The organism is Cellulosimicrobium sp. ES-005 (genome assembly GCF_040448685.1).
GTDB lineage: Bacteria > Actinomycetota > Actinomycetes > Actinomycetales > Cellulomonadaceae > Cellulosimicrobium > Cellulosimicrobium cellulans_G.
Window position 1 is genome coordinate 2819939 of the sequence record NZ_CP159290.1, and the last position, 23956, is coordinate 2843894.

21 protein-coding genes and 2 tRNA genes are annotated in these 23956 nt (G+C 70.7%); 14 read left to right on the top strand and 9 right to left on the bottom strand.

Annotation, left to right across the window (positions count from 1 at the left end; genetic code table 11):
* Positions 1-225: 225 nt before the first annotated feature.
* From rsmG to rpmH, 6 genes are all read right to left on the bottom strand, one after another.
* Positions 226-918, bottom strand: coding sequence for a 16S rRNA (guanine(527)-N(7))-methyltransferase RsmG (gene rsmG / locus ABRQ22_RS12365; protein WP_308202288.1), 693 nt, complete (start codon positions 916-918; stop codon positions 226-228).
* Positions 919-1212: 294 nt separating this feature from the next.
* Positions 1213-1740, bottom strand: a complete 528-nt coding sequence (locus ABRQ22_RS12370; protein ID WP_253052476.1) for a R3H domain-containing nucleic acid-binding protein — start codon at positions 1738-1740, stop codon at positions 1213-1215.
* A gap of 38 nt (positions 1741-1778) precedes the next feature.
* Positions 1779-2873: a membrane protein insertase YidC gene (gene yidC, locus ABRQ22_RS12375; protein WP_353706949.1), complete on the bottom strand. Its 1095-nt coding sequence runs from the start codon at positions 2871-2873 to the stop codon at positions 1779-1781.
* A 60-nt stretch (positions 2874-2933) separates the two neighbouring features.
* Positions 2934-3266, bottom strand: a complete 333-nt coding sequence (gene yidD / locus ABRQ22_RS12380) for a membrane protein insertion efficiency factor YidD (protein ID WP_253051588.1) — start codon at positions 3264-3266, stop codon at positions 2934-2936.
* A complete protein-coding gene (rnpA, locus tag ABRQ22_RS12385; protein ID WP_253051589.1) occupies positions 3263-3631 on the bottom strand; it encodes a ribonuclease P protein component in 369 nt (122 codons plus the stop codon). Before rnpA ends, yidD begins: the two co-directional genes overlap by 4 nt.
* Before the next feature lie 6 nt (positions 3632-3637).
* On the bottom strand, positions 3638-3775 hold the full coding sequence (gene rpmH / locus ABRQ22_RS12390) for a 50S ribosomal protein L34 (RefSeq protein WP_034225701.1): 138 nt from the start codon (positions 3773-3775) through the stop codon (positions 3638-3640).
* A 546-nt stretch (positions 3776-4321) separates the two neighbouring features.
* Between rpmH and dnaA the strand changes: the two genes are divergently transcribed.
* From dnaA to ABRQ22_RS12415, 5 genes are all read left to right on the top strand, one after another.
* A complete protein-coding gene (gene dnaA / locus ABRQ22_RS12395) occupies positions 4322-5740 on the top strand; it encodes a chromosomal replication initiator protein DnaA (protein WP_253051590.1) in 1419 nt (472 codons plus the stop codon).
* Positions 5741-6754: 1014 nt separating this feature from the next.
* Positions 6755-7885, top strand: coding sequence for a DNA polymerase III subunit beta (gene dnaN / locus ABRQ22_RS12400; RefSeq protein WP_141389782.1), 1131 nt, complete (start codon positions 6755-6757; stop codon positions 7883-7885).
* Positions 7886-7946: 61 nt separating this feature from the next.
* Complete coding sequence (gene gnd, locus ABRQ22_RS12405; RefSeq protein ID WP_253051591.1) at positions 7947-8852, top strand: phosphogluconate dehydrogenase (NAD(+)-dependent, decarboxylating); 906 nt, start codon at positions 7947-7949, stop codon at positions 8850-8852.
* A gap of 30 nt (positions 8853-8882) precedes the next feature.
* On the top strand, positions 8883-10193 hold the full coding sequence (gene recF / locus ABRQ22_RS12410; RefSeq protein ID WP_353706950.1) for a DNA replication/repair protein RecF: 1311 nt from the start codon (positions 8883-8885) through the stop codon (positions 10191-10193).
* Positions 10180-10782: a DciA family protein gene (locus ABRQ22_RS12415; RefSeq protein ID WP_353706951.1), complete on the top strand. Its 603-nt coding sequence runs from the start codon at positions 10180-10182 to the stop codon at positions 10780-10782. The genes recF and ABRQ22_RS12415 overlap by 14 nt, the downstream gene beginning before the upstream one ends.
* A 134-nt stretch (positions 10783-10916) precedes the next feature.
* On the opposite strand, the gene ABRQ22_RS12420 is transcribed toward ABRQ22_RS12415, so the two are convergent.
* Entirely contained in the window at positions 10917-12464 is a 1548-nt protein-coding gene (locus ABRQ22_RS12420) for a hypothetical protein (protein ID WP_253051594.1), read from the bottom strand.
* Between the two features lie 562 nt (positions 12465-13026).
* Between ABRQ22_RS12420 and gyrB the strand changes: the two genes are divergently transcribed.
* From gyrB to ABRQ22_RS12455, 7 genes are all read left to right on the top strand, one after another.
* Positions 13027-15099: a DNA topoisomerase (ATP-hydrolyzing) subunit B gene (gyrB, locus tag ABRQ22_RS12425; RefSeq protein ID WP_253052478.1), complete on the top strand. Its 2073-nt coding sequence runs from the start codon at positions 13027-13029 to the stop codon at positions 15097-15099.
* A gap of 186 nt (positions 15100-15285) precedes the next feature.
* On the top strand, positions 15286-17922 hold the full coding sequence (gyrA, locus tag ABRQ22_RS12430) for a DNA gyrase subunit A (protein ID WP_353709550.1): 2637 nt from the start codon (positions 15286-15288) through the stop codon (positions 17920-17922).
* Positions 17919-18890: a DUF3566 domain-containing protein gene (locus ABRQ22_RS12435; RefSeq protein ID WP_353706952.1), complete on the top strand. Its 972-nt coding sequence runs from the start codon at positions 17919-17921 to the stop codon at positions 18888-18890. Before gyrA ends, ABRQ22_RS12435 begins: the two co-directional genes overlap by 4 nt.
* 125 nt (positions 18891-19015) lie before the next feature.
* Positions 19016-19089, top strand: a tRNA-Ile gene (locus ABRQ22_RS12440).
* Positions 19090-19117: 28 nt separating this feature from the next.
* A complete protein-coding gene (locus ABRQ22_RS12445) occupies positions 19118-19237 on the top strand; it encodes a DLW-39 family protein (RefSeq protein ID WP_208863433.1) in 120 nt (39 codons plus the stop codon).
* Between the two features lie 39 nt (positions 19238-19276).
* Positions 19277-19349, top strand: a tRNA-Ala gene (locus ABRQ22_RS12450).
* Positions 19350-19470: 121 nt separating this feature from the next.
* Positions 19471-20463, top strand: a complete 993-nt coding sequence (locus ABRQ22_RS12455) for an HNH endonuclease (RefSeq protein ID WP_353706953.1) — start codon at positions 19471-19473, stop codon at positions 20461-20463.
* A 109-nt stretch (positions 20464-20572) separates the two neighbouring features.
* Here ABRQ22_RS12455 and ABRQ22_RS12460 read toward each other — a convergent pair whose 3' ends face one another.
* A complete protein-coding gene (locus ABRQ22_RS12460) occupies positions 20573-21706 on the bottom strand; it encodes a hypothetical protein (RefSeq protein ID WP_353706954.1) in 1134 nt (377 codons plus the stop codon).
* A 142-nt stretch (positions 21707-21848) separates the two neighbouring features.
* Here ABRQ22_RS12460 and ABRQ22_RS12465 point away from each other — a divergent pair, with 142 nt between their 5' ends.
* Both ABRQ22_RS12465 and ABRQ22_RS12470 read left to right on the top strand, forming a co-directional pair.
* Positions 21849-22388 (top strand): peptidylprolyl isomerase, encoded by a 540-nt coding sequence (locus ABRQ22_RS12465; RefSeq protein ID WP_253051598.1) that lies wholly within the window; start codon positions 21849-21851, stop codon positions 22386-22388.
* 107 nt (positions 22389-22495) lie between these two features.
* On the top strand, positions 22496-23308 hold the full coding sequence (locus tag ABRQ22_RS12470) for a rhomboid family intramembrane serine protease (protein ID WP_353706955.1): 813 nt from the start codon (positions 22496-22498) through the stop codon (positions 23306-23308).
* Positions 23309-23456: 148 nt separating this feature from the next.
* Here the strand turns inward: ABRQ22_RS12470 and ABRQ22_RS12475 are convergent, their stop codons facing one another.
* On the bottom strand, positions 23457-23708 hold the full coding sequence (locus ABRQ22_RS12475) for a cell division protein CrgA (RefSeq protein WP_087470436.1): 252 nt from the start codon (positions 23706-23708) through the stop codon (positions 23457-23459).
* Positions 23709-23956 lie beyond the last annotated feature (248 nt).

The window sequence follows — 23956 nt, forward strand, 5'->3', positions numbered from 1 at the left end:
CGGTCCTCCTCGCTCCCGGAACTCCGAGCCCCTCCGCCGCCGGGGGAGAGTGAGGTCGCCGACCGATCCTGAAGCTCCCCAGGGTCGACAGGGCTTTCCGTCACGCGTCTCATCCTCTCCGTCGTCGCTTCCCAGCATGCGCCGTCCGGTCCACTCATCGGTGGAGGTCGAGCGCGGGTCGTCCCCGTGTCGTCGCACCAGCCGCGCCGGCGCACAGGGACAGGTTCAGCGTGACCCAGTCTGCCGCACGATCCGCACGACAGTCGTGGTCTCCACACCGGGGATCGTCGGTGCGTCCACGATCTCGGGTTCACTTCCCTTGAGTCGGCGCAGTACCTTGCGGGCGGGCTCGATCTCTCGGATGACGTTTCGACCCTTGAGGACGATCATCTCCCCGCCCGGTCGGACGAGCGGTAGCGAGAGCCGCACCAGCTTGTCCAACGCGGCCACGGCGCGCGACGTCACGGCATCGCACTCGAACGCATCGTGGTACTCCTCGGCGCGCCCCCGCTTGACCTCGATGTTCGCGAGGTTCAGGTCCGTCGCGATCTCCGACAACCAGGCACACCGACGCTCCATCGGCTCGATCAGGTAGACGGTGGCCTCTGGACGCATCGCGGCGATCACCACCCCCGGGAGACCTGCGCCTGAACCGATGTCCGCGATAAGACCGGACTCTGGAAGGAACGGGACGACCGCGGCGGAGTTCAGGATGTGCCGGTCCCAGATGCGGGGGACCTCGCGGGGCCCGATGAGCCCGCGTAGCTCACCCTCGTCACGCAGCCGGTCTGCGAACCGCTCGACGGTCGGGAACGACGCACCGAAGTACTCGGCCATTGCCTCCCGCGAGATCTCCGGCTCTGCGTTGCCGTCAGCCTGGTCGTGCATCGGCTCTTCTGCCTCCTCGTCAATGGGCACGCCACATCGTTTCACGTGAAACGCCCGGCGGCGTTCCCGCTCAGCAGGTGACCCTCCATACTCCGCGAGGTCAACCAGGCACGACGTCGATCCCGGCATGAGCCGCCCAGGAATGCGGAGGCGCCGGATTGCGGAGGTCGTACCGTCACGCCCCGACCACATCCCAGAGCACGACGACGCCATGCTCACGACCACCCGTCCGGGCCGACATCCGGCGATATGGTCGCCACGACGACGTTCGCCCCTCGTTTCACGTGAAACGAGGGGCGAACGTCGAGCACGGAGAGAGCGGCGTCAGTCCGCGGGGTAGATCACCACGTAGCGCTGCGGCTCGACGCCCTCGGAGTCGCTCCGCAGGCCGGCTGCGGCGACGGCGTCGTGAATCACCTTGCGCTCGAACGCGTTCAGCGGCTCCAACGAGACCTTCGCACCGCCCGACTGGACGCGGGAGATGGCCTCCTCGGCCCGTGCGGTGAGCTCACGTCGACGGTCAGCGCGGAAACCGGCGACATCGAGCATCAGACGGCTGCGCTCCCCGGTCCGCGCCTGCACGGCAAGACGCGTCAGCTCCTGAAGAGCGTCGAGAACCTCCCCGCCGTCACCCACGAGGGAACGCAACGCCGCAGGGTCGTCGGCGACGATCTCGACCGCTGCACGGTCGTGCTCGACGTCGATGTCGATGTCACCGTCGAGGTCGGCGATATCGAGCAGTTCCTCGAGGTAGTCCGCGGCGATCTCGCCCTCCTCCTCCAGGCGGGTGGTCTCGCGCGACGACTCGTCGGTGGCGGCCTCTTCGGGCGCGGGGGTCTCGGTAGGCGTCATGACGGTGCTCCTCACGGCGGGCGCGCTCGGGCGCGGGTCTACTTCTGCTTCTTCTTCTTGGGCGCGGGCTTCGGCGTCGCGGGAGACGACGAGCCCTTCGCACCGTTGTCCGTCACAGGGCCGTCCTCAGCCACGGGCGCGTCCTCCACCGGTGCGTCCTCAGAGCGCGTCGACGACGACGCGGCGGGCCGCGCCGGAGCGGCACCCTTCTGCCGATCCTTGCGCTTCGGCTGCTGACGCTGGCCGCGCGGCTGCTCGATCACGGGCGTCGCATCCTCAACGATGCCCTTCGCGGCACGCTTGCGAGCCTGACGCTCCTTGAGCAGGCGCTCGGCCTCGGAGCCCGGCGCAGGCATGCGCCGGATCGTGTAGAACTGCTGCCCCATCGACCAGAGGTTCGTCGTCGTCCAGTAGACGAGGACGCCGACCGGGAAGTTGACGCCCGAGACCGCGAAGATGAACGGGAAGACGTAGAGCATCATCTTCTGCGTGGACGCCATCGGGCCCTCGAGGGCGGCCTTCGGCATGTTCTTCATGGTGAGCTGGCGCTGCGTGAAGAACGTGGTGGCGCACATCGCGACGATGAGCACGGCGATGACGATCTTGGTCTGCAGGTCGTCGGTCCGCAGGAAGACGTCGGAGAGCTGGGCCCCGAACACGGACGAGCTCTCGATGTCGGACGCGACCGACGCGTCGATCGGGCCGATCGGCTTGGCGGAACCGTCGGAGATCGGCACGAGCCCGTTCAGCACGCGGAAGAGCGCGAAGAAGATCGGCGACTGCAGCAGGATCGGCATGCACGACGCGAACGGGTTCGTCCCGTGCTTCCGGTAGAGCTCCATCGTCTCGCGGCTCATCGCCTCACGGGACGCCGGGTCCGTCTTCCCCTTGTACTTCTTCTGGATCGCCTGCATCTCGGGCTGCAGCATCTGCATGCCGCGCGACGCCTTGATCTGCTTGAAGAACAGTGGGATCAGCAGGATCCGGATGATGATGACGAGCCCGACGATCGACAGGACCCACGCGGGGCCCGGGCCGTCGGAGAACCCGAGGAACACCAGACCCTGGTGACACAGGTACATGATCCACGCCACGACCCACTCGATCGGGGCGAGGAACGCGAAGAAGTCCATCAGTGACTGCTCCCTCAACTTCGGACAAAGCTTGTGAATCGCCCGCTACGGGGCTCGGGACTAGTGCGTGTGTCGTGCCGGCGGAACGTCGTCGACCCCACCGAGGCTCCAGGGGTTGCAGCGCAGCAGCCGCCAGAGGGCGAGGCCCGTTCCACGCAGGGCGCCATGACGACGCACCGCCGTGAGGGCGTACTGGGAGCAGGACGGGTAGTACTTGCACGTGGGGCCCGTCATCGGTGAGATCACCGACTGGTAGGCCCGGATCATGCCGATGAGGGTGAGCGCCGGGACGCGACGCAGCACGGCGACCACGCGACGCACGATGCCGGGAGCTCCGCCGGCGTCCTCGGGGGACTCCACGCCGGGAGCGTCGACCGGGTGCGTGGTCGTCATCGATCCACGCCCGAGCGTTCGTGGAGTCGCCGGACCGCGTTCTGGAGGCCACGGTCGAGGTCGGCGCTCAGGGCGTCGAAGGACGACGACGCCGAGGCGGGAAGCGCTCGGACGACAGCACGTCCGTGCGCGGGGAGCACGTCGAGGCGTGCCGCGGCCGCGGCACGCAGACGACGCTTCACGAGGTTGCGGTGCACCGCGTTCCCCACTGCCTTGGAGACGACGAAGCCGACCTGTGGCTGCGCATCCCCCTCGAGATCCTCCGAAAGGTGCACGACCACGGTCGACCTACCCGCACGCACGCCGCGGCGCACCGCCCGCTCGAAATCGACGGAACGGCGCAGTCGGTGCGCCGCGGGGAGCACGTGGGATCAGGCAGAGAGCTCGGTGCGGCCCTTGCGACGGCGGGCAGCCAGGATGGCGCGGCCGGCACGGGTCCGCATGCGCAGCCGGAAGCCGTGGGTCTTCGCCCGGCGCCGGTTGTTCGGCTGGAAGGTCCGCTTGCTCACGAGGTACTCCAAGAACGTCGGGGAGGTACACCGTCTATGTCCTCGACGATGCAGTGACAGGTCCCGGTTGGAGCCTGTCGGTGGTTCAGGTGGTGCATCGCGCGGTCTCCCGCACGCACGCCGTCCAGGCACGCAGATCGAGTGGGCCATTGCTGGGGGCACCGGATCCGTGCAGTCAGCTCACGACGCGAGGCCTCGTGTCGAGTCTCCTCCACGCGGGCGCGCCAAGAACACCTGGAACGGCTGTCTGACGTTACGCTGCGCGACCCCACCGGGTCAAACCAGGAGACGTGACATACCTCGCGGCGCGGGGTGCCGCACCGTCGCGGTCGCCACGGCATCCTCCGGGCGCTGAGAGCAGGCTCACCCTACAACCCACAGCCTGTGGACAACTATGTGGACGAGGGGTTCCCATGGCACGATCGACCTCAGCATCACCACACCCGTGACCTTCCTTCGTCGGCGCACCCCGCCCGGCCCGTCAGCGCGCGCTCGACGGTCGGCTCCGCGCGCCGACGCACACCCTCGACCTGTGAGGAACTGCCCGTGGCCAACCCGGACGAGAACATCGCCGACGTCTGGGTGCAGACCCTGAGCATCCTCGAGGCGAGCCCGGACATCACGCCACGGCAGATCGCCTTCATCCGCCTCGCCAAGCCTCTCGCGATCCTGGACGACACGGTCTTCATCGCGGTGCCGCACGAGCAGACCCGCACCTATCTCGAGACCCGCGTGCGCGACGAGCTCGTGACGGCGATGTCGTCGTGCCTCGGCCGCGACGTCCGCTTCGGGATCACGGTGGACCCGGAGCTCAGCTCGGACCCGGTCGTCGCTCCCGCGTCCCGCCCCGCCGTCGAGCGGCCGTACATCGAGCCGGACGACGGTCTGCCCGACCTCCCGCCCCCTCCCCCGCCCCGACCGCAGGCCGAGCCGAGCAGGCTCAACCCCAAGTACGTCTTCGAGACGTTCGTCATCGGGTCGTCGAACCGGTTCGCGCACGCCGCGGCCGTCGCGGTGGCGGAGGCACCCGCCAAGGCCTACAACCCGCTGTTCATCTACGGAGACTCGGGTCTCGGCAAGACGCACCTGCTGCACGCGATCGGCCACTACGCGCACAACCTGTACCCCAACGTCCGCGTGCGCTACGTGAACTCGGAGGAGTTCACCAACGACTTCATCAACTCCATCGGCGAGGGCAAGGCCGGCGCGTTCCAGCGCCGCTACCGGGACGTCGACGTGCTGCTCATCGACGACATCCAGTTCCTGCAGGGCAAGGAACAGACGATGGAGGAGTTCTTCCACACCTTCAACGCCCTGCACAACGCCAACAAGCAGGTCGTCATCACGTCCGACCTCCCGCCCAAGCAGCTCAACGGGTTCGAGGACCGGCTCCGTTCCCGGTTCGAGTGGGGTCTCATCACCGACGTCCAGCCGCCGGACCTCGAGACCCGCATCGCGATCCTGCGGAAGAAGGCGTCGAGCGAGCGGCTCGCCGCCCCGGACGACGTGCTCTCCTACATCGGGTCTCGCATCTCGACGAACATCCGCGAGCTCGAGGGCGCGCTGATCCGCGTGACCGCCTTCGCGAACCTGAACCGGCAGCAGGTGGACCTCCCGCTCGCCGAGATCGTCCTCAAGGACCTCATCACCGACGAGGACAGCGCCGAGATCACCCCTGCCGCGATCATCGCGCAGACGGCCGCGTACTTCGGCCTGACGATCGACGACCTCTGCGGGAGCTCGCGCTCGCGCGTCCTGGTCACGGCACGGCAGATCGCCATGTACCTGTGCCGCGAGCTGACCGACCTGTCCCTGCCGAAGATCGGGCAGCAGTTCGGCGGCCGCGACCACACGACGGTCATGCACGCGAACCGCAAGATCACCGAGCAGATGGCCGAGCGACGGTCCACCTACAACCAGGTCACCGAGCTGACGAGCAGGATCAAGCAGCAGCACCGAGGCTGAGACGCGATGTCGGGCCCGGCCGCGCATCCCGTGGTCCGGGCCGTGGTCTACCGCGCTCCGGGACGCCCGCTCGTCGCCGTCCCGAGAGACCCCACAGATCCACAGAGATGCCCACCGGGGTGCATCATCCTGTGGATACAGCTCTCCCGAACGACACCACGAGGCCCGCGATGCCCTCCGCACGCCTTCGTACACAGCGTGTGGGTCGAGTTGTCCACAGTCATCCACAGGCCACCTGTGCGTTGTGACATCCGCGTGATCTGGCGATCTTCGATCAACCACACGGCGCAGCGGCGCCCCACGATCGGCGCAGTATCGTGCGTTTTCCCCGGTACTGCTGTGGAAACGGCACGTCGTGCACAGACTGTGGACGACACCCGGACCACTCCGCTGTGCACGCTTCTGTGGATAACTGTGGACGACGGGCCCTACGGTGTGGACGACGAGGCACCGATCGGTGGACGGCGTGTGGGGACAGATCGTCCGCCCACAGGCCGTGCGACTTTCCCACAGCGAGGCCACGGGTTCGTCCACACGCGTTTCTGCCGCTTGACCTGCGACGACACCCGTTTTCCACGCATTCCACAACCCCTATGACGACGACGAAGGTGTGATCTAGGGGGAAATTCCACACGCCTTCATCAGGCTCCGGCGGCCGACCCTCGCCTCCGCCCGACCACCGACCCGACCACGATGCCGCACCCACCACCCGACAGCCGTCGACGAGCGTCGGGACGCACGGCGCGCACGAGTCGACGCCACGACGCGATCGGCGCACGAGGCCATCCACAGGCCCGTCGTTCCAGTTCCTCCCGACCGGCTCCTCGCGTAGGGTTCATGCACGACACGTGTGCGCGGACCTGCGACCCGAGCTCCTCGCGTCCACCGCCCACGGGCCTTCCCGCGAGCGGCCAGGACGCGCCCGGCCCGACGACGGTCCGGGCGCCGAGGCGGGGCCGGACGGCACATGTGAAGATCGAGTCCGATCAGGACGTTGGGACGAGAGGGTGTGGGATGAAGTTCCGGGTTGAGCGTGATGTCCTGGCCGACGCGGTGACCTGGACGGCGCGGACCCTGCCGACCCGCCCACCGGCCCCGGTGCTCGCCGGCGTGCGGCTCGAGGCGGACGCGTCCGGGACGATCGGCCTGTCGAGCTTCGACTACGAGGTCTCGGCCCGCTCGGAGATCCCCGCCGAGGTGAGCGAGCCCGGCACGGTGCTCGTGTCCGGCCGTCTGCTCGCCGAGATCTCCCGCGCGCTCCCCGCGAAGCCGGTCGACGTCGTCCTCGAGGGCAACAAGGTCACGGTGACGTGCGGCGCGAGCCGCTTCACGCTCCTCACCATGCCTGTGGACGAGTACCCGGCGCTGCCCGCCATGCCCGAGCTCTCCGGCACGGTCTCCGGCGACGAGCTGACGAACGCCGTCGCGCAGGTCACGGTGGCGGCGAGCCGCGACGACACGCTCCCCCTGCTCACCGGCGTCCGGGTGGAGATCGAGGGCGAGAAGATCACGCTCCTCGCCACGGACCGCTACCGCCTGGCGCTCCGCGAGCTCACGTGGACCCCGGTCACCCCCAGCTACTCGGCGGTCGCCCTCGTCCGCGCCCGCACGCTCAACGACGTGGCGAAGTCTCTCGGCAGCTCGGGTCTCGTGAACGTCGGCCTGAACACGGGCGCCGGGGTCGACCTCATCGGCTTCGAGGCCGGAGGCCGCCACACCACGTCGCAGCTCGTCGACGGGGACTACCCGGCGGTCCGCCGGCTGTTCCCCGACGAGACCCCGATCCACGCGGTCGTCCCGACGGCCCCGCTCATCGACGCGGCCAAGCGCGTGTCGCTCGTCGCCGAGCGCAACACGCCGATCCGGCTGTCGTTCACGGACGGGCAGGTCGTGCTCGACGCCGGTCAGGGCGACGACGCGCAGGCGTCCGAGGCGCTGGAGGCGGTGCTCGTGGGCGAGGACATCTCGGTGGCGTTCAACCCGCAGTTCCTCCTCGACGGTCTCGGAGCCCTCGGCACGGACTTCGTGCGCCTGAGCTTCACGCACCCGAACAAGCCCGTGGAGTTCACCGGGCAGGACTCGCTCGACGGCGAGGACTCGTCGCACTACCGCTACCTGCTCGTGCCGATCCGCTTCGCGGGCTGACCCGCGAGGACCGCTCTCGCACCACCGCCCCGACCGCATCACCGCACCCCGGAGGACTCGCATGGTCACGCGCATCGGACTCGTCGGCCTCGGCAAGATGGGCAACAACATGCGGGCGCGCATCCGCGCCGCCGGCATCGAGGTGGTGGGCTACGACCCGCGGCCCGAGGTGTCGGACGTCGCGACCCTCGCCGAGCTCGTCGCGGCCCTGCCCGACGACGGCCCGCGGATCGTGTGGGTCATGGTCCCGGCGGGCGAGCCGACCCGGAGCGTCGTGACCGAGCTGGGCGGCCTGCTCGGCGCGGGCGACTTCGTCATCGAGGGCGGCAACTCGTACTACGCCGAGGACCAGGCGCGTGCCGCCGAGCTGAGCGAGAAGGGCGTCGGCTACCTCGACGTCGGCGTCTCCGGCGGGGTCTGGGGGCTCGAGAACGGCTACGGCCTCATGGTGGGCGGCGACCGCACGCACGTCGAGGCCGCCATGCCGGTGTTCGACGCCCTGCGCCCGGAGGGGCCGCGCGAGGAGGGCTTCGTCCACGCGGGCGAGGTCGGCGCCGGGCACTTCGCGAAGATGGTCCACAACGGCATCGAGTACGGCCTCATGCAGGCCTACGCGGAGGGCTACGAGCTCCTCGCCGCGAAGAGCGGGCTGGTCAAGGACGTGCACGGCACGATGAAGGCCTGGACGCGCGGCACGGTCGTGCGGTCCTGGCTCCTCGACCTCTTCGTGAAGGCGCTCGAGGAGGACCCGCAGCTCGCCGCGATCGACGACTGGGTCGACGACTCGGGCGAGGGCCGCTGGACGGTCGACGAGGCCATCGACAACGCCGTTCCGCTGCCCGTGATCTCGGCGGCGCTGTTCGCGCGCTTCGCCTCGCGCCAGGAGCAGTCCCCGGCCCTCAAGGCCGTCGCCGCGCTGCGCCAGCAGTTCGGCGGGCACGCCGTGAAGGCCGCCGACCCGGCCTGACCGGTCGGCCGTCCCCGGCACGTCCTCGCGATGTACGTCTCCCACCTGTCCCTCGTCGACTTCCGCTCCTACGAGTCCGTCGACGTCGAGCTCGCCCCGGGCGTGAACGCCCTCGTCGGGCAGAACGGTCAGGGCAAGACGAACCTCGTCGAGGCGATCGGGTACGTGGCGACGCTCGCGAGCCATCGGGTCGCCGGGGACGCGGCGCTCGTGCGCGCGGGGGCCACGCGCGCCGTCGTCCGGACGCGGGTCGTCCGGGGCGACCGGGCGAGCACCGTCGAGCTGGAGATCGCCTCCGGCCGGGCGAACCGGGCGCGGATCAACCGGTCGCCCGCGAAGCGGCCGCGCGACGTCCTCGGCATCGTGCGGACCGTCCTCTTCGCGCCCGAGGACCTCGCGCTCGTCAAGGGCGACCCGGACGGTCGTCGCCGGTTCCTCGACCAGCTCGCCGTGCTCCTGGTGCCGCGGGTCGCCGCGCTCCTCGCGGACTACGAGCGCGTGCTGCGCCAGCGCGGGGCGCTCCTCAAGTCCGCGACCGCGCTCCGGGGGCGCGGCCGCGGGGCGCGCCGTCCCCTGGCCGCGGAGCCACCGCCCGACGACGACGCGCCCGAGGGCGCGCCCTCCCCCCTCGCGACGCTCGAGGTCTGGGACGCGCGGCTCGCGAGCCTCGGTGCCGAGATCACGGCGCTGCGCCTCCAGCTCGTCGCGGCCCTGACGCCGTACGTCGCGGAGGCGTACGAGCAGGTCAGCGCCGGGCAAGGCGAGGCACGGATCGCCTACCGGTCCTCGGTCGACGAGGCGCTCGACCCGGACGGGGCCGTCGGCGGCACGCCCGCCCCGGGCGAGCCGGACCGGGACGGCGACGGACCGCCGTCGGGGCTCCCCGACGCACCGACGCTCGAGAAGCGCATGCTGGATGCCATGCGGGCGGTGCGGGCGAAGGAGATCGAGCGCGGGGTGAACCTCGTGGGACCTCACCGGGACGACGTCGTCCTCACCCTCGGCGGGCTTCCCGCGAAGGGCTACGCGAGCCACGGCGAGTCCTGGTCGTTCGCCCTCGCGCTGCGTCTCGCGTCGTACCGGCTCCTCCGGGACGGGGCGCCGGCGGGACTGGACTCCCTCCTGTGGGCGGACCAGTGGGGTCCCGACGGCGAGCCGGTCCTCGTGCTCGACGACGTGTTCGCCGAGCTCGACGTCCGGCGCCGCGAACGGCTGGCCGAGCTCGTCGCGGACGCGGGCCAGGTCATCATCACCGCGGCGGTGCCCGACGACGTGCCCGCCCTCCTGGACGGAGCGCGGTTCGTCGTGCAGGACGGGACGGTGAGCCGTGCCGAACCGTGACGCGACGCCGGGCGCCGAGCCGTCGGACGCCGTGGAGGACCGGGACGGCGCGGAGCCTCGCGCCACGGGCCTGCCCGTGGGGGACATCGTGGAGCTCACGCCGCCTGCGGAGGTGGCGCGGCAGGCGCTCAACCGGGCGAAGGCGGCGGCCCGGGCCAAGGGCCTGCGGCCCGGCCAGGAGCCACGGCGTCGGATCCTGGCCGACCCGCCGACGTCGGGCGCTCGACCGGGTGGTCGCGACCCGCAGCTCCTGGGCGACGTCGTCGCGCGCCTGCTGCGCGAGCGCGACTGGGTCGCCGACGTGTCGGTGGGGGGCGTCGTCGGGCGGTGGCGCGAGGTGGTCGGGGACCAGGTCGCGGACCACTGCGAGCCCGAGACCTTCGAGGACAAGGTGCTCGTCGTCCGGGCGGACTCGACGGCCTGGGCGACGCAGGTACGCCTGCTCGCACCACAGCTCCTCGAGCGGCTCGCGCACGAGGTCGGCGAGGGCGTCGTGGAGACGGTCACGGTCCTCGGGCCCGCGGGCCCGAGCTTCCGGCGGGGGAAGAAGTCCGTCCGCGGGCCGGGCCCGCGCGACACCTGGGGCTGAGTGCCCGACGGCGCGTCCTCACGCCGTCCTGCGGGCCGCGTCCGGGCGTGGGTCGCCGGAGACGACGAGGCCCGCCGTGACCGGGGGCACGGCGGGCCTCGCGGGGGTGACCGGGTCAGGTCACCGCGTCGGCGTCAGGACTGCACGCGGCGACGCAGCCAGAACACCAGGGCACCGCCGCCGACGAGCAGGGCGGCGAACGCCGCGGCACCGGCGACGGTCGCGCCCGTCGTGGCGAGCGCGGGGCCGGCCGGCTCGGCGGGGCCGGCGACGTTCTCGACCGCCACCGGGGCGACCGGCGGGTTGGCGCAGGCGCTCGTCGTCGGCGGGTAGGAGACGACCTTCGAGTAGGACGGGTTCACCTCGAAGAGGACCTCCACGCCGTCACGTGTCCACGCGTAGTTGCCCTCGGTCTCGGTGTACGACCCGTCATCGTTGCGCACGAAACCGGGCCACTGCCGGGGCTCCTCGGCGGAGGCGCCCGGCCACAGGATCGTGCCGCTCAGCGGCTGGTCCGTCATGACGTAGCTCTCGCCGCCGCTGGGGTGCAGGAACGTGATCGTGAGCGGGTTCTCGTCGTCGACGGTGACCCCGGCGGGCAGCGCGACCTCGTAGCCGAGGTACGGGACGTCGCCCTGGCAGACCGCCTCGATCGTGCCCGGCACGAGCGCGCACGCCTCGTCGCCGGGCTGCAGCTTCTCGAGCGGGAAGACTGCGGAGCGCCCGTCCGGTGCCACGACGTAGCCGAGCTGCGCGGTATCCGGAGAGAAGGTGAGGTTGTCGTCCGTCAGCTCGGCGAGCACGCCGTCAGCGGTCGGGCTGTAGACGATCTCTGCGGAGTCGGACGGCAGGTTGTCCTCCGTGAGCTCGGCCTCGCACGTGGTGAGCGCGTCCGGGACCGTCGGGGTCGCGGTCTTCCCCGGCGTGGGGCCGGGCGTGGGGCGGTCGTCGCACGATCCGGCGGGGAGCAGGTCCACGAGCTCCGCGTGGTCCCATTCGATGAGCGTGCCCTCGGGGAACGGGTTGAGGTGCTTCCCGTCCTTCGAGTACTGGACCTCGCGAGGCACGTCCTCCAGGCCACCCGGAAGGTCGACCAGGTCCTGCTGGACGCCCCAGGCGGTGCAGAGCTCGTCGAGCTCCACCTGGGGAACGGCCTGCAGCACGGTCTCCAGCGTGAGGGGCTGGACGAGCCAGCCGGCCTTGTCCCTGGGGTTCGCCGGCCGATCGATCTCGGCGCTCGTGACGATCCGCTGCAGCCCGGAGTTCTCCCAGGCCGCGGGCTGGTCCGCGCGGAGCTTGGGGTACACGTACACCGCGACTTGGACGGAGTCGTCGTCGGGGACGTCGCAGGCCTCGGTCGTGCCGGACTTCGTGACGTCGTACTGGGTCCCGTCCTTGCCGTCCGGCGCGTCGACGGCCACGCTCCACGTGTGGCTCGTCGTCCCGTCGAGCGGGTACGACTTCTCGAACCGGCCGGTGAACTGCGCCTTCTCGAGGATCTTGCCGTCGACCGTGACGGTGACGTCGTTGCTCTTGGCGGGGTACTGCGTGAGCTTGACCGAGAGCGTGGAGCACGACGCCGAGATCTGCGGCGTGTGGGCGGAGGCGGGGGCAGCGGTGGCCACGAGCAGGCCACCGAGCGCGAGCGCTGTCGCCGCAGCGCTCGCGAGGAGTCTCTTCACGAGGTGAGGGTCCCTTCGGAGTGAGGCCGCCCGCACGCGGATCACTCCTGCGCGGACGACGCGCGAATCATGATGGTGTGTGGTATTAGACCACTTTCAGCGCGAAATGCCGATTCCCGACTTGTCCCGAAGGGAGCGTTCCCACGCCCGGGTCGTGGGAGCGTTCCTCCGGGGCTCCGGCGGCCGTGCGGAGGCATCGCTCCCACCGGTGGACAAAGGCTGTGGACAACTGTGTGGAGGAGTCTCGACGGCGACGCGCGGATCACGTCGGGAATGCCGGTTCAGCCGTCCCCAGGAGGGCCACAATCCGCGGAATTCGGCTCGTGGCGGGTAGACTGGGGAGGTCATTCCGGGTCTGTTCACCACCCGCGCGCGCAGCCCTTCCGAGGAGGTGCGGCCGGCCGTCCACGGCCGGTCGTCCCCCGTGGCGGAGGAGCCGACGTCGACCGTGGTACGGGCCCGGAACCCTTGAGCAGCGGCGACCGCTTCCGCACGAACGCGGGCGCAGCGTGCACGACGACGAGGAGCAGTCCTGCCCGTGGCAGACCACACCGACACCGCCATCTCCGACCCGACGGCGTCCGCGGAGGCGGCACCCTCGGCGGACGGCGGCTACGACGCGAGCAACATCACCGTCCTCGAGGGCCTCGAGGCGGTCCGCAAGCGTCCGGGCATGTACATCGGCTCGACCGGCGAGCGGGGCCTCCACCACCTTGTGTACGAGATTGTGGATAACTCTGTGGACGAGGCCCTCGCCGGGCACGCGGACACGATCGACGTGACGCTCCTGGCCGACGGCGGCGTCCGCGTCGTCGACAACGGCCGCGGCATCCCCGTCGCGATCCACCCGACCGAGGGCAAGCCGACGCTCGAGGTCGTCATGACGATCCTCCACGCGGGCGGCAAGTTCGGTGGCGGCGGGTACGCCGTCTCCGGCGGTCTGCACGGCGTCGGCATGTCCGTCGTCAACGCGCTCTCGACGCGCATGGTGTCCGAGGTCCGTCGCGACGGGTACTCGTGGCGCCAGGAGTTCACCGAGGGCGGCAACCCGGTGACGCCCGTCGAGCGGCTCGAGCCGTCGGACGAGACAGGCACCACGCAGACGTTCTGGGCCGACCCGGAGATCTTCGAGACGACCGAGTACGACTTCGAGACCCTGCGGGCCCGCTTCCAGCAGATGGCCTTCCTCAACAAGGGCCTGCGGATCACGCTGACGGACGAGCGTCCCGCCCACCTCGACACGGGTGACGAGGTCACCGGCGGCGACGGCGCGGCCGACGCGGACGGCGTCTCCGAGGCGGACGACGCGACCCCGGGCGCGTCCACGCCGGCTCGCACCGTCTCGTACAAGTACGACGGCGGCCTCGTGGACTACGTCACCCACCTCAACGCGGCGAAGAAGGTCGAGCTCGTCCACCCCGACGTCATCGACTTCGAGTCGGAGGACACCGAGAAGCGCATCTCCGTGGAGATCGCGATGCAGTGGACCAGCTCGTACTCCGAGTCCGTCCACACGTACGCGAACACGATCTCCACGACGGAGGGCGGCACGCACGAGGAGGGCTTCCGCGCGGCGATGACCTCGCTGGTCAACCGGTACGCGCGCGACAAGGGCATCCTCAAGGAGAAGGACGACAACCTCACGGGCGACGACATCCGCGAGGGCCTGACCGCCGTCGTCTCCGTCAAGCTCGGCGAGCCCCAGTTCGAGGGCCAGACCAAGACGAAGCTCGGCAACACCGAGGCGAAGACGTTCGTCCAGCGCGTCGTCCACGAGCAGCTCACGGACTGGTTCGACTCGCACCCGAACGAGGGGCGCGACGTCATCCGCAAGGCGATCCAGGCGTCGCAGGCGCGGCTCGCCGCCCGCAAGGCGCGCGAGGCGACCCGGCGCAAGGGCCTGCTGGAGTCGGGCGGCATGCCCGGCAAGCTGCGCGACTGCCAGTCGAACCGCGCCGAGGAGTGCGAGATCTTCATCGTCGAGGGCGACTCCGCCGGTGGTTCCGCCGTCCGCGGTCGCAACCCGCGGACGCAGGCGATCCTCCCGATCCGCGGCAAGATCCTCAACGTCGAGCGCGCGCGCCTCGACCGGGCCCTGTCCAACCAGGAGGTCCAGTCGATCATCACCGCGTTCGGCACGGGCATCGGCGAGGACTTCGACCTCACCAAGCTCCGCTACCACAAGATCGTGCTCATGGCCGACGCCGACGTCGACGGCCAGCACATCGCGACGCTCCTGCTCACGCTGCTCTTCCGGTACATGCGCCCCCTCATCGAGAACGGGCACGTGTACCTCGCGCAGCCGCCGCTGTACCGGCTCAAGTGGTCGAACGCCCCGCACGACTACGTCTACTCGGACAAGGAGCGCGACGCGTTCCTCGCGTCCGGGCAGGCCGCGGGCAAGCGGATCCCCAAGGAGAACGGGATCCAGCGCTACAAGGGTCTGGGCGAGATGGACTACTCGGAGCTGTGGGACACGACCATGGACCCCGAGCACCGCACGCTCAACCAGGTCACCCTGGACGACGCCGCGGCCGCGGACGAGATCTTCTCCGTCCTCATGGGCGAGGACGTCGAGTCCCGCCGCAGCTTCATCCAGCGCAACGCGAAGGACGTGCGGTTCCTTGACATCTGAGCAGCCGGTGCCCGCGCCCCGCGGGCGACCGGCCCTCGGACGCGCCCCGGCGTCGTCCGCGGCAGACACAGAGCCAGCCACCGAGCGCAGCGAGCACGCAGAGACGAACGAGCGAGGTAGACCGTGACCGACGAGCAGAACCCCGAGACCGAGCCCACCGCCCCCGGCGACGGGGACGAGGCGGTCGTGCACGCGGACGGCACGGCGGTCGCGGTGCACCACGGGCGCATCGAGCAGGTCGACCTCCAGCTCGAGATGCAGCGGTCGTACCTCGACTACGCGATGAGCGTCATCGTCGGGCGCGCGCTGCCCGACGTCCGGGACGGCCTCAAGCCGGTGCACCGCCGCGTGCTGTACGCGATGTACGACGGCGGCTACCGCCCGGACCGGTCGTACTCGAAGTGCTCGCGCGTCGTCGGCGACGTCATGGGCAAGTTCCACCCGCACGGCGACAGCGCGATCTACGACGCGCTCGTGCGCCTGGTGCAGGACTGGTCGCTGCGCTACCCGCTGGTCGCGGGCCAGGGGAACTTCGGCTCGCCCGGCAACGACCCGGCGGCCGCCCCGCGGTACACCGAGTGCCGCATGGCCCCGATCGCCATGGAGATGGTCCGGGACATCGACAAGGACACCGTCGACTTCCAGGACAACTACGACGGCCGCACCCAGGAGCCGGCGGTCCTGCCGTCGCGGTTCCCGAACCTGCTGGTCAACGGCTCGGCGGGCATCGCGGTCGGCATGGCGACGAACATCCCGCCGCACAACCTGCGCGAGGTCGCCGAGGGCGTCCAGTGGCACCTGGACCACCCCGAGGCGAGCCGCGAGGAGCTCCTCGCGGCGCTCCTGCTGCGCATCAAGGGTCCGGACTTCCCGACCGGCGCGACGATCCTCGGCCACAAGGGCATCGAGGAGGCGTACCGGACCGGCCGCGGGTCGATCACGATGCGCGCGGTGGTCAACGTCGAGGAGATCCAGGGCCGCGTGTGCCTGGTCGTCACCGAGCTCCCCTACCAGGTGAACCCGGACAACCTCGCCGCGAAGATCGCCGACCTCGTCAAGGACGGCCGCGTCCAGGGCATCGCCGACATCCGCGACGAGACGTCGGGCCGCACGGGCCAGCGCCTCGTGATCGTGCTCAAGCGCGACGCGGTGGCGAAGGTCGTGCTCAACAACCTGTACAAGCACACGCAGCTCCAGGACACGTTCGGCGCGAACATGCTCGCGCTCGTCGACGGCGTCCCGCGCACCCTGAGCCTCGACGCGTTCGTCCGGCACTGGACGACGCACCAGCTCGACGTCGTCGTGCGGCGCACCCGGTACCTGCTCGCCGAGGCCGAGCGCAGCATCCACATCCTGCGCGGCTACCTCAAGGCGCTGGACCTGCTCGACGAGGTCATCGCGCTCATCCGCCGCTCCCCCGACGCCGACGAGGCCCGCGCGGGCCTCATGGGGCTGCTGGGCGTGGACGAGATCCAGGCGACGGCGATCCTCAACCTCCAGCTCCGCCGTCTGGCGGCGCTCGAGCGGCAGCGCATCATCGACGACCACGACGAGCTCGAGCGCAAGATCCTCGACTACGAGGACATCCTCGCCAAGCCGGAGCGCCAGCGGTCGATCGTCGGCGACGAGCTGGGCGAGATCGTCGCCAAGTACGGGGACGAGCGTCGGACGACGATCCTCCCGTTCGACGGCGAGGTCTCGATCGAGGACCTCATCGCCGAGGAGGAGATGGTCGTCACGATCACCCGCGGCGGCTACGTGAAGCGCACGCGCAGCGACAGCTACCGCGCGCAGAAGCGCGGCGGCAAGGGCGTGCGCGGCGCGCAGCTGCGCGAGGACGACATCGTCGACCACTTCTTCGTGACGACGACGCACCACTGGCTGCTGTTCTTCACGAACCTGGGGCGGGTCTACCGCGCCAAGGCGTACGAGCTGCCCGAGGGCGGCCGCGACGCCAAGGGCCAGCACGTGGCGAACCTCCTCGCGTTCCAGCCCGGCGAGAAGATCGCCCAGGTCCTCGACCTGCGCGACTACGGCGCCGCGGAGTACCTGGTGCTCGCCACGCGGCGCGGTCTGGTCAAGAAGACGCGGCTGTCGGAGTACGACTCGCCGCGCTCGGGCGGGCTCATCGCGATCAACCTCCGCGAGGACGAGTCGGGCACGCCCGACGAGCTCGTCGCGGCGCTCCTCGTGGACGCCGACGACGACCTCATCCTCGTCTCGCGCAAGGGCCAGTCGATCCGGTTCCCGGCGGGCGACGACACGATGCGACCGCTGGGCCGCGCGACGTCGGGCGTGACGGGCATGAAGTTCCGCGAGGGCGACGAGCTCCTCTCGGCCGACGTCGTCGAGGAGGGTTCCGACCTCTTCGTCGTGACCGAGGGCGGGTTCGCGAAGCGCACGCGGATCGACGAGTACCGGGTCCAGGGTCGCGGCGGTCTGGGCATCAAGGTCGCGAACCTGGTGGAGGCTCGTGGAGATCTCGTGGGGGCTCTGGTGACAGAGGCCGACGACGAGGTGCTGGTGATCATGGAACGCGGGAAGATCGTGCGGTCCGCGGTCGACGAGGTGAACCTCACGGGCCGCAACACGCAGGGGGTGACGTTCGCGAAGCCCGACAAGGGCGACCGCATCATCGCGGTCGCGCGGAACGTCGAGCGTCGCCTCGGAGAGGATCGGGATACCGTGGAGGGCGAGGACGGGACCGGCACGGCCCCGGGCGGCACCGACACGAGCAGCGCACCGACCACCGACCCGACCGCCTCGTCCGACGGGGCGAGCGGGACCGAGCCGGCCCCCGGAACCACCGAGGAAACCAGATGAGCAGCGAGAACAACGCACCGCCGACGATCACGCCCCGGCTGACCGTGCCGCGTCCCGACACGGACCCGGCCTCGCGCGCTGGGGGTGCGCCCGCGCCGAGCAAGCACGGGGAGTCGAACGGCGCGTCGAACGGTGCGGCGTCGGGCGCCGTCCCGCCGCCTCCCCCGCCCCCGCCGCCGGGCCAGTCCGCGGGCCGGGCCCCGAGCCAGGCCGCCCCGGAGCGCGGGGTCGACGACGACGGCATGGAGCGCGCGTCCGGCGAGAGTCGCGTCGCGGTCGCCCGCGCCGGCGCCGTGAAGGCTGCCGCCGCGGCCATCGCCGCGGCGAAGAGCGCGGCCAAGAAGGTCTCGGCGGCGGTCCCGGCCGCTCCCGCGGAGACCGACCCCCAGCCCGGCCACGACGAGATCGACGACGAGACGGTGAGGCGCGTGCCCACGACCAGCGCGGCAGCGCCGAGCGCCCCAGCGGCGTCCATCAACACCCCGGCGCCGGCGGCGATGCACTACTCGGCCGCGGGCGTCTCCGGCTCGGCGACCCCCCTCACCGGTGCGACGCCCGCCGTCGGCCCGGCGACGGGCGCGACGCCCACGGTGCGGCACGACGGCGGCCCGCGCCGCGTCCGGCTCGCGGTCTCGCGCATCGACCCCTGGTCCGCGATGAAGCTCGGCTTCCTGCTCGCCGTCGCGATCGGCATCATGACCGTCGTCGCGACGGCCGTGGTCTGGTACGTCCTCGACGGCATGCAGGTCTTCTTCAAGATCGAGGAGCTGTTCACGCAGATCGTCGGGACCGAGACGGACGTGGACATCCAGCAGTACGTCGCGTTCGGGCGTGTGATCTCCATCGCCACGCTGCTCGGCGTGGTGAACGTGGTGATCATCACCGCGCTGTCGACGATCATGGCGTTCCTGTACAACATCGTCGCCGCCCTGGTGGGCGGCGTGCACCTCACGCTCACCGACGACTGACCGAGGACGGCTCCCGGACCGGGGGCCACGGGCCCTCGGTTTGGGTCTGCGGCTCCCGGTGGGGTAACCTCAATCGCTGCCTGCGAGCGGAGCGGCCCCCCGGGGCTGTCCGGCGAGGCGCGTACGGGCCTATAGCTCAGACGGTTAGAGCGCTTCCCTGATAAGGAAGAGGTCAGAGGTTCAAGTCCTCTTAGGCCCACTGCCGAACCCACTCGAGGGGGAACGTCATGAAGAAGCTTCTCGTCCTGCTCCTCGCCGCCGGCGCCGGATATCTCCTGTGGCGCAAGTACACGGAGGACAACGCCGAGCGTGACCTCTGGGCAGAGGTCACCGACACCTTCGAGTGAGCACGTCTCACTCCTGACCGGCCCCTGGCCGCGTCACCCGGGGCCATGGCGCAATTGGTAGCGCACCTGCTTTGCAAGCAGGGGGTTGGGGGTTCGAGTCCCCCTGGCTCCACTCCGTCGACCAGCATCGAGAACTTCGATGCTGGTCGTCTTCGTCTGACACCTCTCTTCGCGAGTGCGCGGCTCCGGCGCGTGCGGCGTGCTCCTCGATGGCGTCGTGGCAAGCTCTCGACGTGGAGAAGCTCGGCCGGCGGCGCGCATGGTTGCTCATGGCCGCGGGAGAGAACCGCGGCCACGGTGGTCATTCGGGCTACGACGATCAGTACGACGCGTACTACTCCTGGGACAGCAACGTGCCCAACCACAAGAACCTTCGGGTGGGCGACCCGATCGCCCTGTGGGACAAGGTGCGCCTCCTCGGCATCTCGGTCATCGAGCAGATCGACACCTCACCGGGCCAGAAGGTGCTCAACAGGTGCCCGGAGTGCGGGACGACGCGAATCTCCCTCCGCAAGAGGGCTACGCCGCGCTATCGGTGCATGAAGTGCGGTGCAGCGTTCGAGGCTGCGAGAGCCGACGTCGCCGAGGTCGAGCTCTACACGGCCCGGTACGACGCTGCGTGGACCTCGCTCGAGGGAGTCCTGGACGAGCACGAGGTCCGCGCGGTCCAGACGAATGCCGTGGACATCAACGCGATGCGTCCGTTGGACTGGGACGCGTTCCGCGACGCGCTCGCCCGCAAGGACGCCGACCGTGCCCTGAGCCGCGTGCAGGGGCGACTCCCGGATGCCGTGTGGAACGACGGCGCGGGTGTGACGCTGGAGCTCTCGGGTGGGTTTCGCCGTTCGCTCGTGCGCGTCAGACGCGGGCAACGTCAGTTCCGGGCGCATCTCCTGTCGAGCCAGGGAAGCACCTGCGCGTTCACCGGCGGTGCGCCGGAACGAGTCCTCGACGCGGGACACCTCTACAGCTATGCGCGGCTCGGCGAGCACCACGCGCACGGTGGGCTCATGCTTCGCCGTGATATCCACAGGCTGTTCGACGACGGGATGCTCGCCGTCGATCCCACCACCCTGAGGATCGACGTCGACAGCGAGCTCGCGGCGTTCCCGCAGTACGCGTGCCTCGATGGCAGGCCGTTGCAGCTCGACCTTCGAGAACAGCAGGTCGACTGGCTCGGCAAGCACTGGGGCGAGCATCGTGCGACGGCCTCGAGGGCGCCGTAGGACACGCCACTCGGTGACCGGGAGCCCCATCGTCCCGAGACGACGCCGGGCCCACCTCGCGGTGGGCCCGGCGTCGTGCGTGCGTGTCCAGCGTGCCGCTCTGGCGGGGTCAGACGTCGTCGGCCTTCTTGGCCGCGTCCTCCGCGACGTCCTCGGCCGCCTCGCGGGCCTTCTTGGCGGCGTCGCCCAGGTCGTCCTTCGCGTCCGCGGCGGCGTCCTTGGCGGACGAGGCCGCGCTGCGGGTCGTGCTGCGGGCGCGGCTGGTGGCCTTCTTGGCCGCGTCCTTGGCGTCCGAGACGGCGTCGCTGACGCGGTCGCTGACGTCGTCGCGCACCTCGGCGGCGCGCTCGGCGAGCTTGTCGGTCGCCTCGCGGCCCTTCGCGACGGCGACGCCCGCGGCCTCGCCCAGCGACTCGGCGGCGTCCCCGACGGCGTGCCGGGCGTCGCCGACCACGTCGTCGAAGTGGACCTGCTGCTCCTCCTGCTCCCACGGCTCGGCCCAGGGGTCGGTCGTGGGCTGTGCGCGACGGTAGAGGACGTAGCCGACGCCCGCGGCCGTGACGCCGCCGGCGATCCACCAGAGGGTGCGGCCCTTGCCCTTCGACGCGTCGGCCTCGGCGGCCTTCGCCGCGGCCTTGTCGGCTGCGGCCGCGAGCTTCGCCGCGGCCTTCTCGGCGGCCTTGTCGGCGTGCTTCGCGGCCTTCTTGCCCGCCTTGCCCGCGGTCTTCTGCGCCTGCTTCGCCGCCTCCGCGGCGGCCTTCTGCGCCTCCTTGGCGAGCTTGCGGGCCTTCTTGCCGGTCGCCGCTGCCGTGGCCGCGGACGCGGCGGCGGTCGCCTCGGCCGCGTTGTCGGCCGCGCGCTGGGCGGAGTCGGCGGCGCTGGCGGCGGCGGCGTTGAAGCTGGCGACGATCTTGGGCAGCACCTCGTCGACGAGCTTGTCGTGCGCGGTGTCGATGGCGGGCGCGGCCTTGCCCGCCGCCTTCTCGACGCGCGGTGCGGCGGCCTGGATGCTGTCCTGCCACGCCTTCTCGACGCGCGGCTGGAGCCACTCGAGGAACGCCTCCACCTTGGGCGTCCCCCACTCCTTGGCCTGCACCGCGGCGTCCTTGGCCTGGTCGGCGAGCTGGCTCGCCGCGCTCTGCGCGGTCGCGGCGGCCTGCGCGGCCTGGTCCTTGAGCTTCTCGGTGTCGATCGACTCGAGCGTGTCCTTGACGGAGTCGCTCGCTGAGCGAGAACGGGTCATGCGTGCTCCCCGGGGTCGTCGTCCGACGGGACGAAAGTGTGGATGCGATGGGCGTTTCCGACCACTCTGCCACCACCGTGCCCGCCCCGCGAGACATCGCGTCGGACGGGTCGCGCGCGGGTCTCGTGGGAGGATGGTGCCCATGTTCGCAACCCTCCACACGACCGCAGGTGACATCCGGATCGAGCTCCTGCCGAACCACGCCCCGAAGACGGTGGCGAACTTCGTCGGGCTCGCGCAGGGCACCACGACGTGGTCCGACCCCCGCACCGGCGCAGAGCGCACCGAGCCCTTCTACGACGGCCTGATCTTCCACCGCGTGATCCAGGACTTCATGATCCAGGGCGGCTGCCCGCTGGGCACCGGCACGGGCGGTCCGGGCTACACGTTCAACGACGAGATCCACCCCGAGCTGCAGTTCGACCGCCCCTACCTCCTGGCGATGGCGAACGCGGGACTGCGCCGCAACCCGGTCACGGGCGAGGCCGAGGGCACCAACGGGTCCCAGTTCTTCATCTCGACGGTGCCGACGCCGTGGCTCAACGGCAAGCACACGATCTTCGGCGAGGTCGCGGACGACGCGTCCCGGGCGGTCGTCGACGCGATCAACGCGACGCCGACCCGCCCGGGCGACCGCCCGCAGGAGGACATCGTCATCACGTCCGTCACGATCGAGGACTGACCATCTCGACGACACCTCCCGGGCCGCCCGGCCCGCCGACGTACGGGACGGCAGGACCGCACGACGGTCCTGCCGTCCCGCCCGTGTGCCCGCGGCACCCGGACCGGGTGTCGTACGTGCGCTGCCAGCGGTGCGGGCGCCCCGCGTGCCCCGAGTGCCAGCGCCCGGCCGCCGTCGGCGTGCAGTGCGTCGACTGCGTGCGCGACGCCGCCCGGCAGGCGCCGACGCAGCGCACCGCGCTCGGAGGCAAGGTCCGCGGCGGCCCGCCGGTCGTGACGTTCACGATCATCGGCCTGTGCGTGGTGAGCTGGATCCTCCAGTTCGTCACGGACGGGACCTGGACGGCGCTTCTCGCTTTTCGTGCCGACTTCGCAGAGATCGAGCCCTACCGGTTCCTCTCGTCGGCGTTCATCCACTCGACGAGCCCAGTCCACATCCTCTTCAACATGTACGCCCTGTGGGTGACGGGACCATTCCTCGAGCAGATGCTTGGCCGCTGGCGCTTCGTCGCGCTCTACATGCTCGCGGCAGTCGGCGGGTCCGTCGGATACCTCTTGCTCGCCGGCGGGCCGGCCGAGCAGGCGTGGTACGTCTGGGTCTTCGGTGCTTCGGGAGCGGTGTTCGGGCTCTTCGGCGCGATCCTGCTCGTGCTGCGCAGGACGGGCCGGAACGCGATGCAGATCGTCGTGCTCATCGGCATCAACTTCGCGATCGGGCTGTTCTTCACCGGCATCGCGTGGCAGGCGCACCTCGGTGGGCTCGTGGTCGGCCTCGTCCTCGGGGCCGCGTACGCGTACGCGCCGAAGGAGCGCCGCACCCTGGTGTCCATGGGCGCGACGGCGGTCGTCGCCGTGGCGCTCGTCGCCGCGGCATGGCTGACGTACGCCTCGGCGGACCAGTTCGGCCACCTCGTCGGGTGACCCCGTCGAGCGGCCCGGGAGAGTTATCCCCAGGGTTACTCACAGGTGTGGAACTACACCGGTGTCGTCGTGCTCTCCGGGGGAGCCGGTCGCCGTCCGGGGCGCAGGAAACCGCCCGCGGCCCGGACGGCCGACGTCGTCGGGACGGCTACTTCCAGCGCGTGGTGAGCGCGAAGCCCGCGATGATGAACGCGAAGCCGACGCCGAGGTTCCAGGCGCCCAGCGGCGGGATCGGGAGCTGCTTGGGCCCGCTGAGGTAGAACAGCACGATCCACGCCAGCCCGAGGAGCATCAGCCCGAGCATCGTGGGCACGAGCCAGCGCGGGTTGCCCGACTCGGGCTTGGGCACGCTCGGCGGGCGCTGCGGCTTGGGCTTCTTGCGCGACTTCGACTCGGGCACGAGGGTGGGCTCCTGTCCTGGTGGGGTCCGCTGCGGCGGCGTCGGGACGCACCGCGGGAGCGGACGCCTGCCGTCGTCGTGCAGGAACCGTGCATGGCTCGGGCGAAGGTCGTCGACGCGCCGCGGGGCTCCGTGAGAGCACGGGTCCGTCACGATCGTGGACGACGTTCGTCGACTAGCGTAGTGGGCGCACACAATAGGCAGGGACACCGCGCGCGGGCAACGGCCCGGTCGCGGCGACGACGACA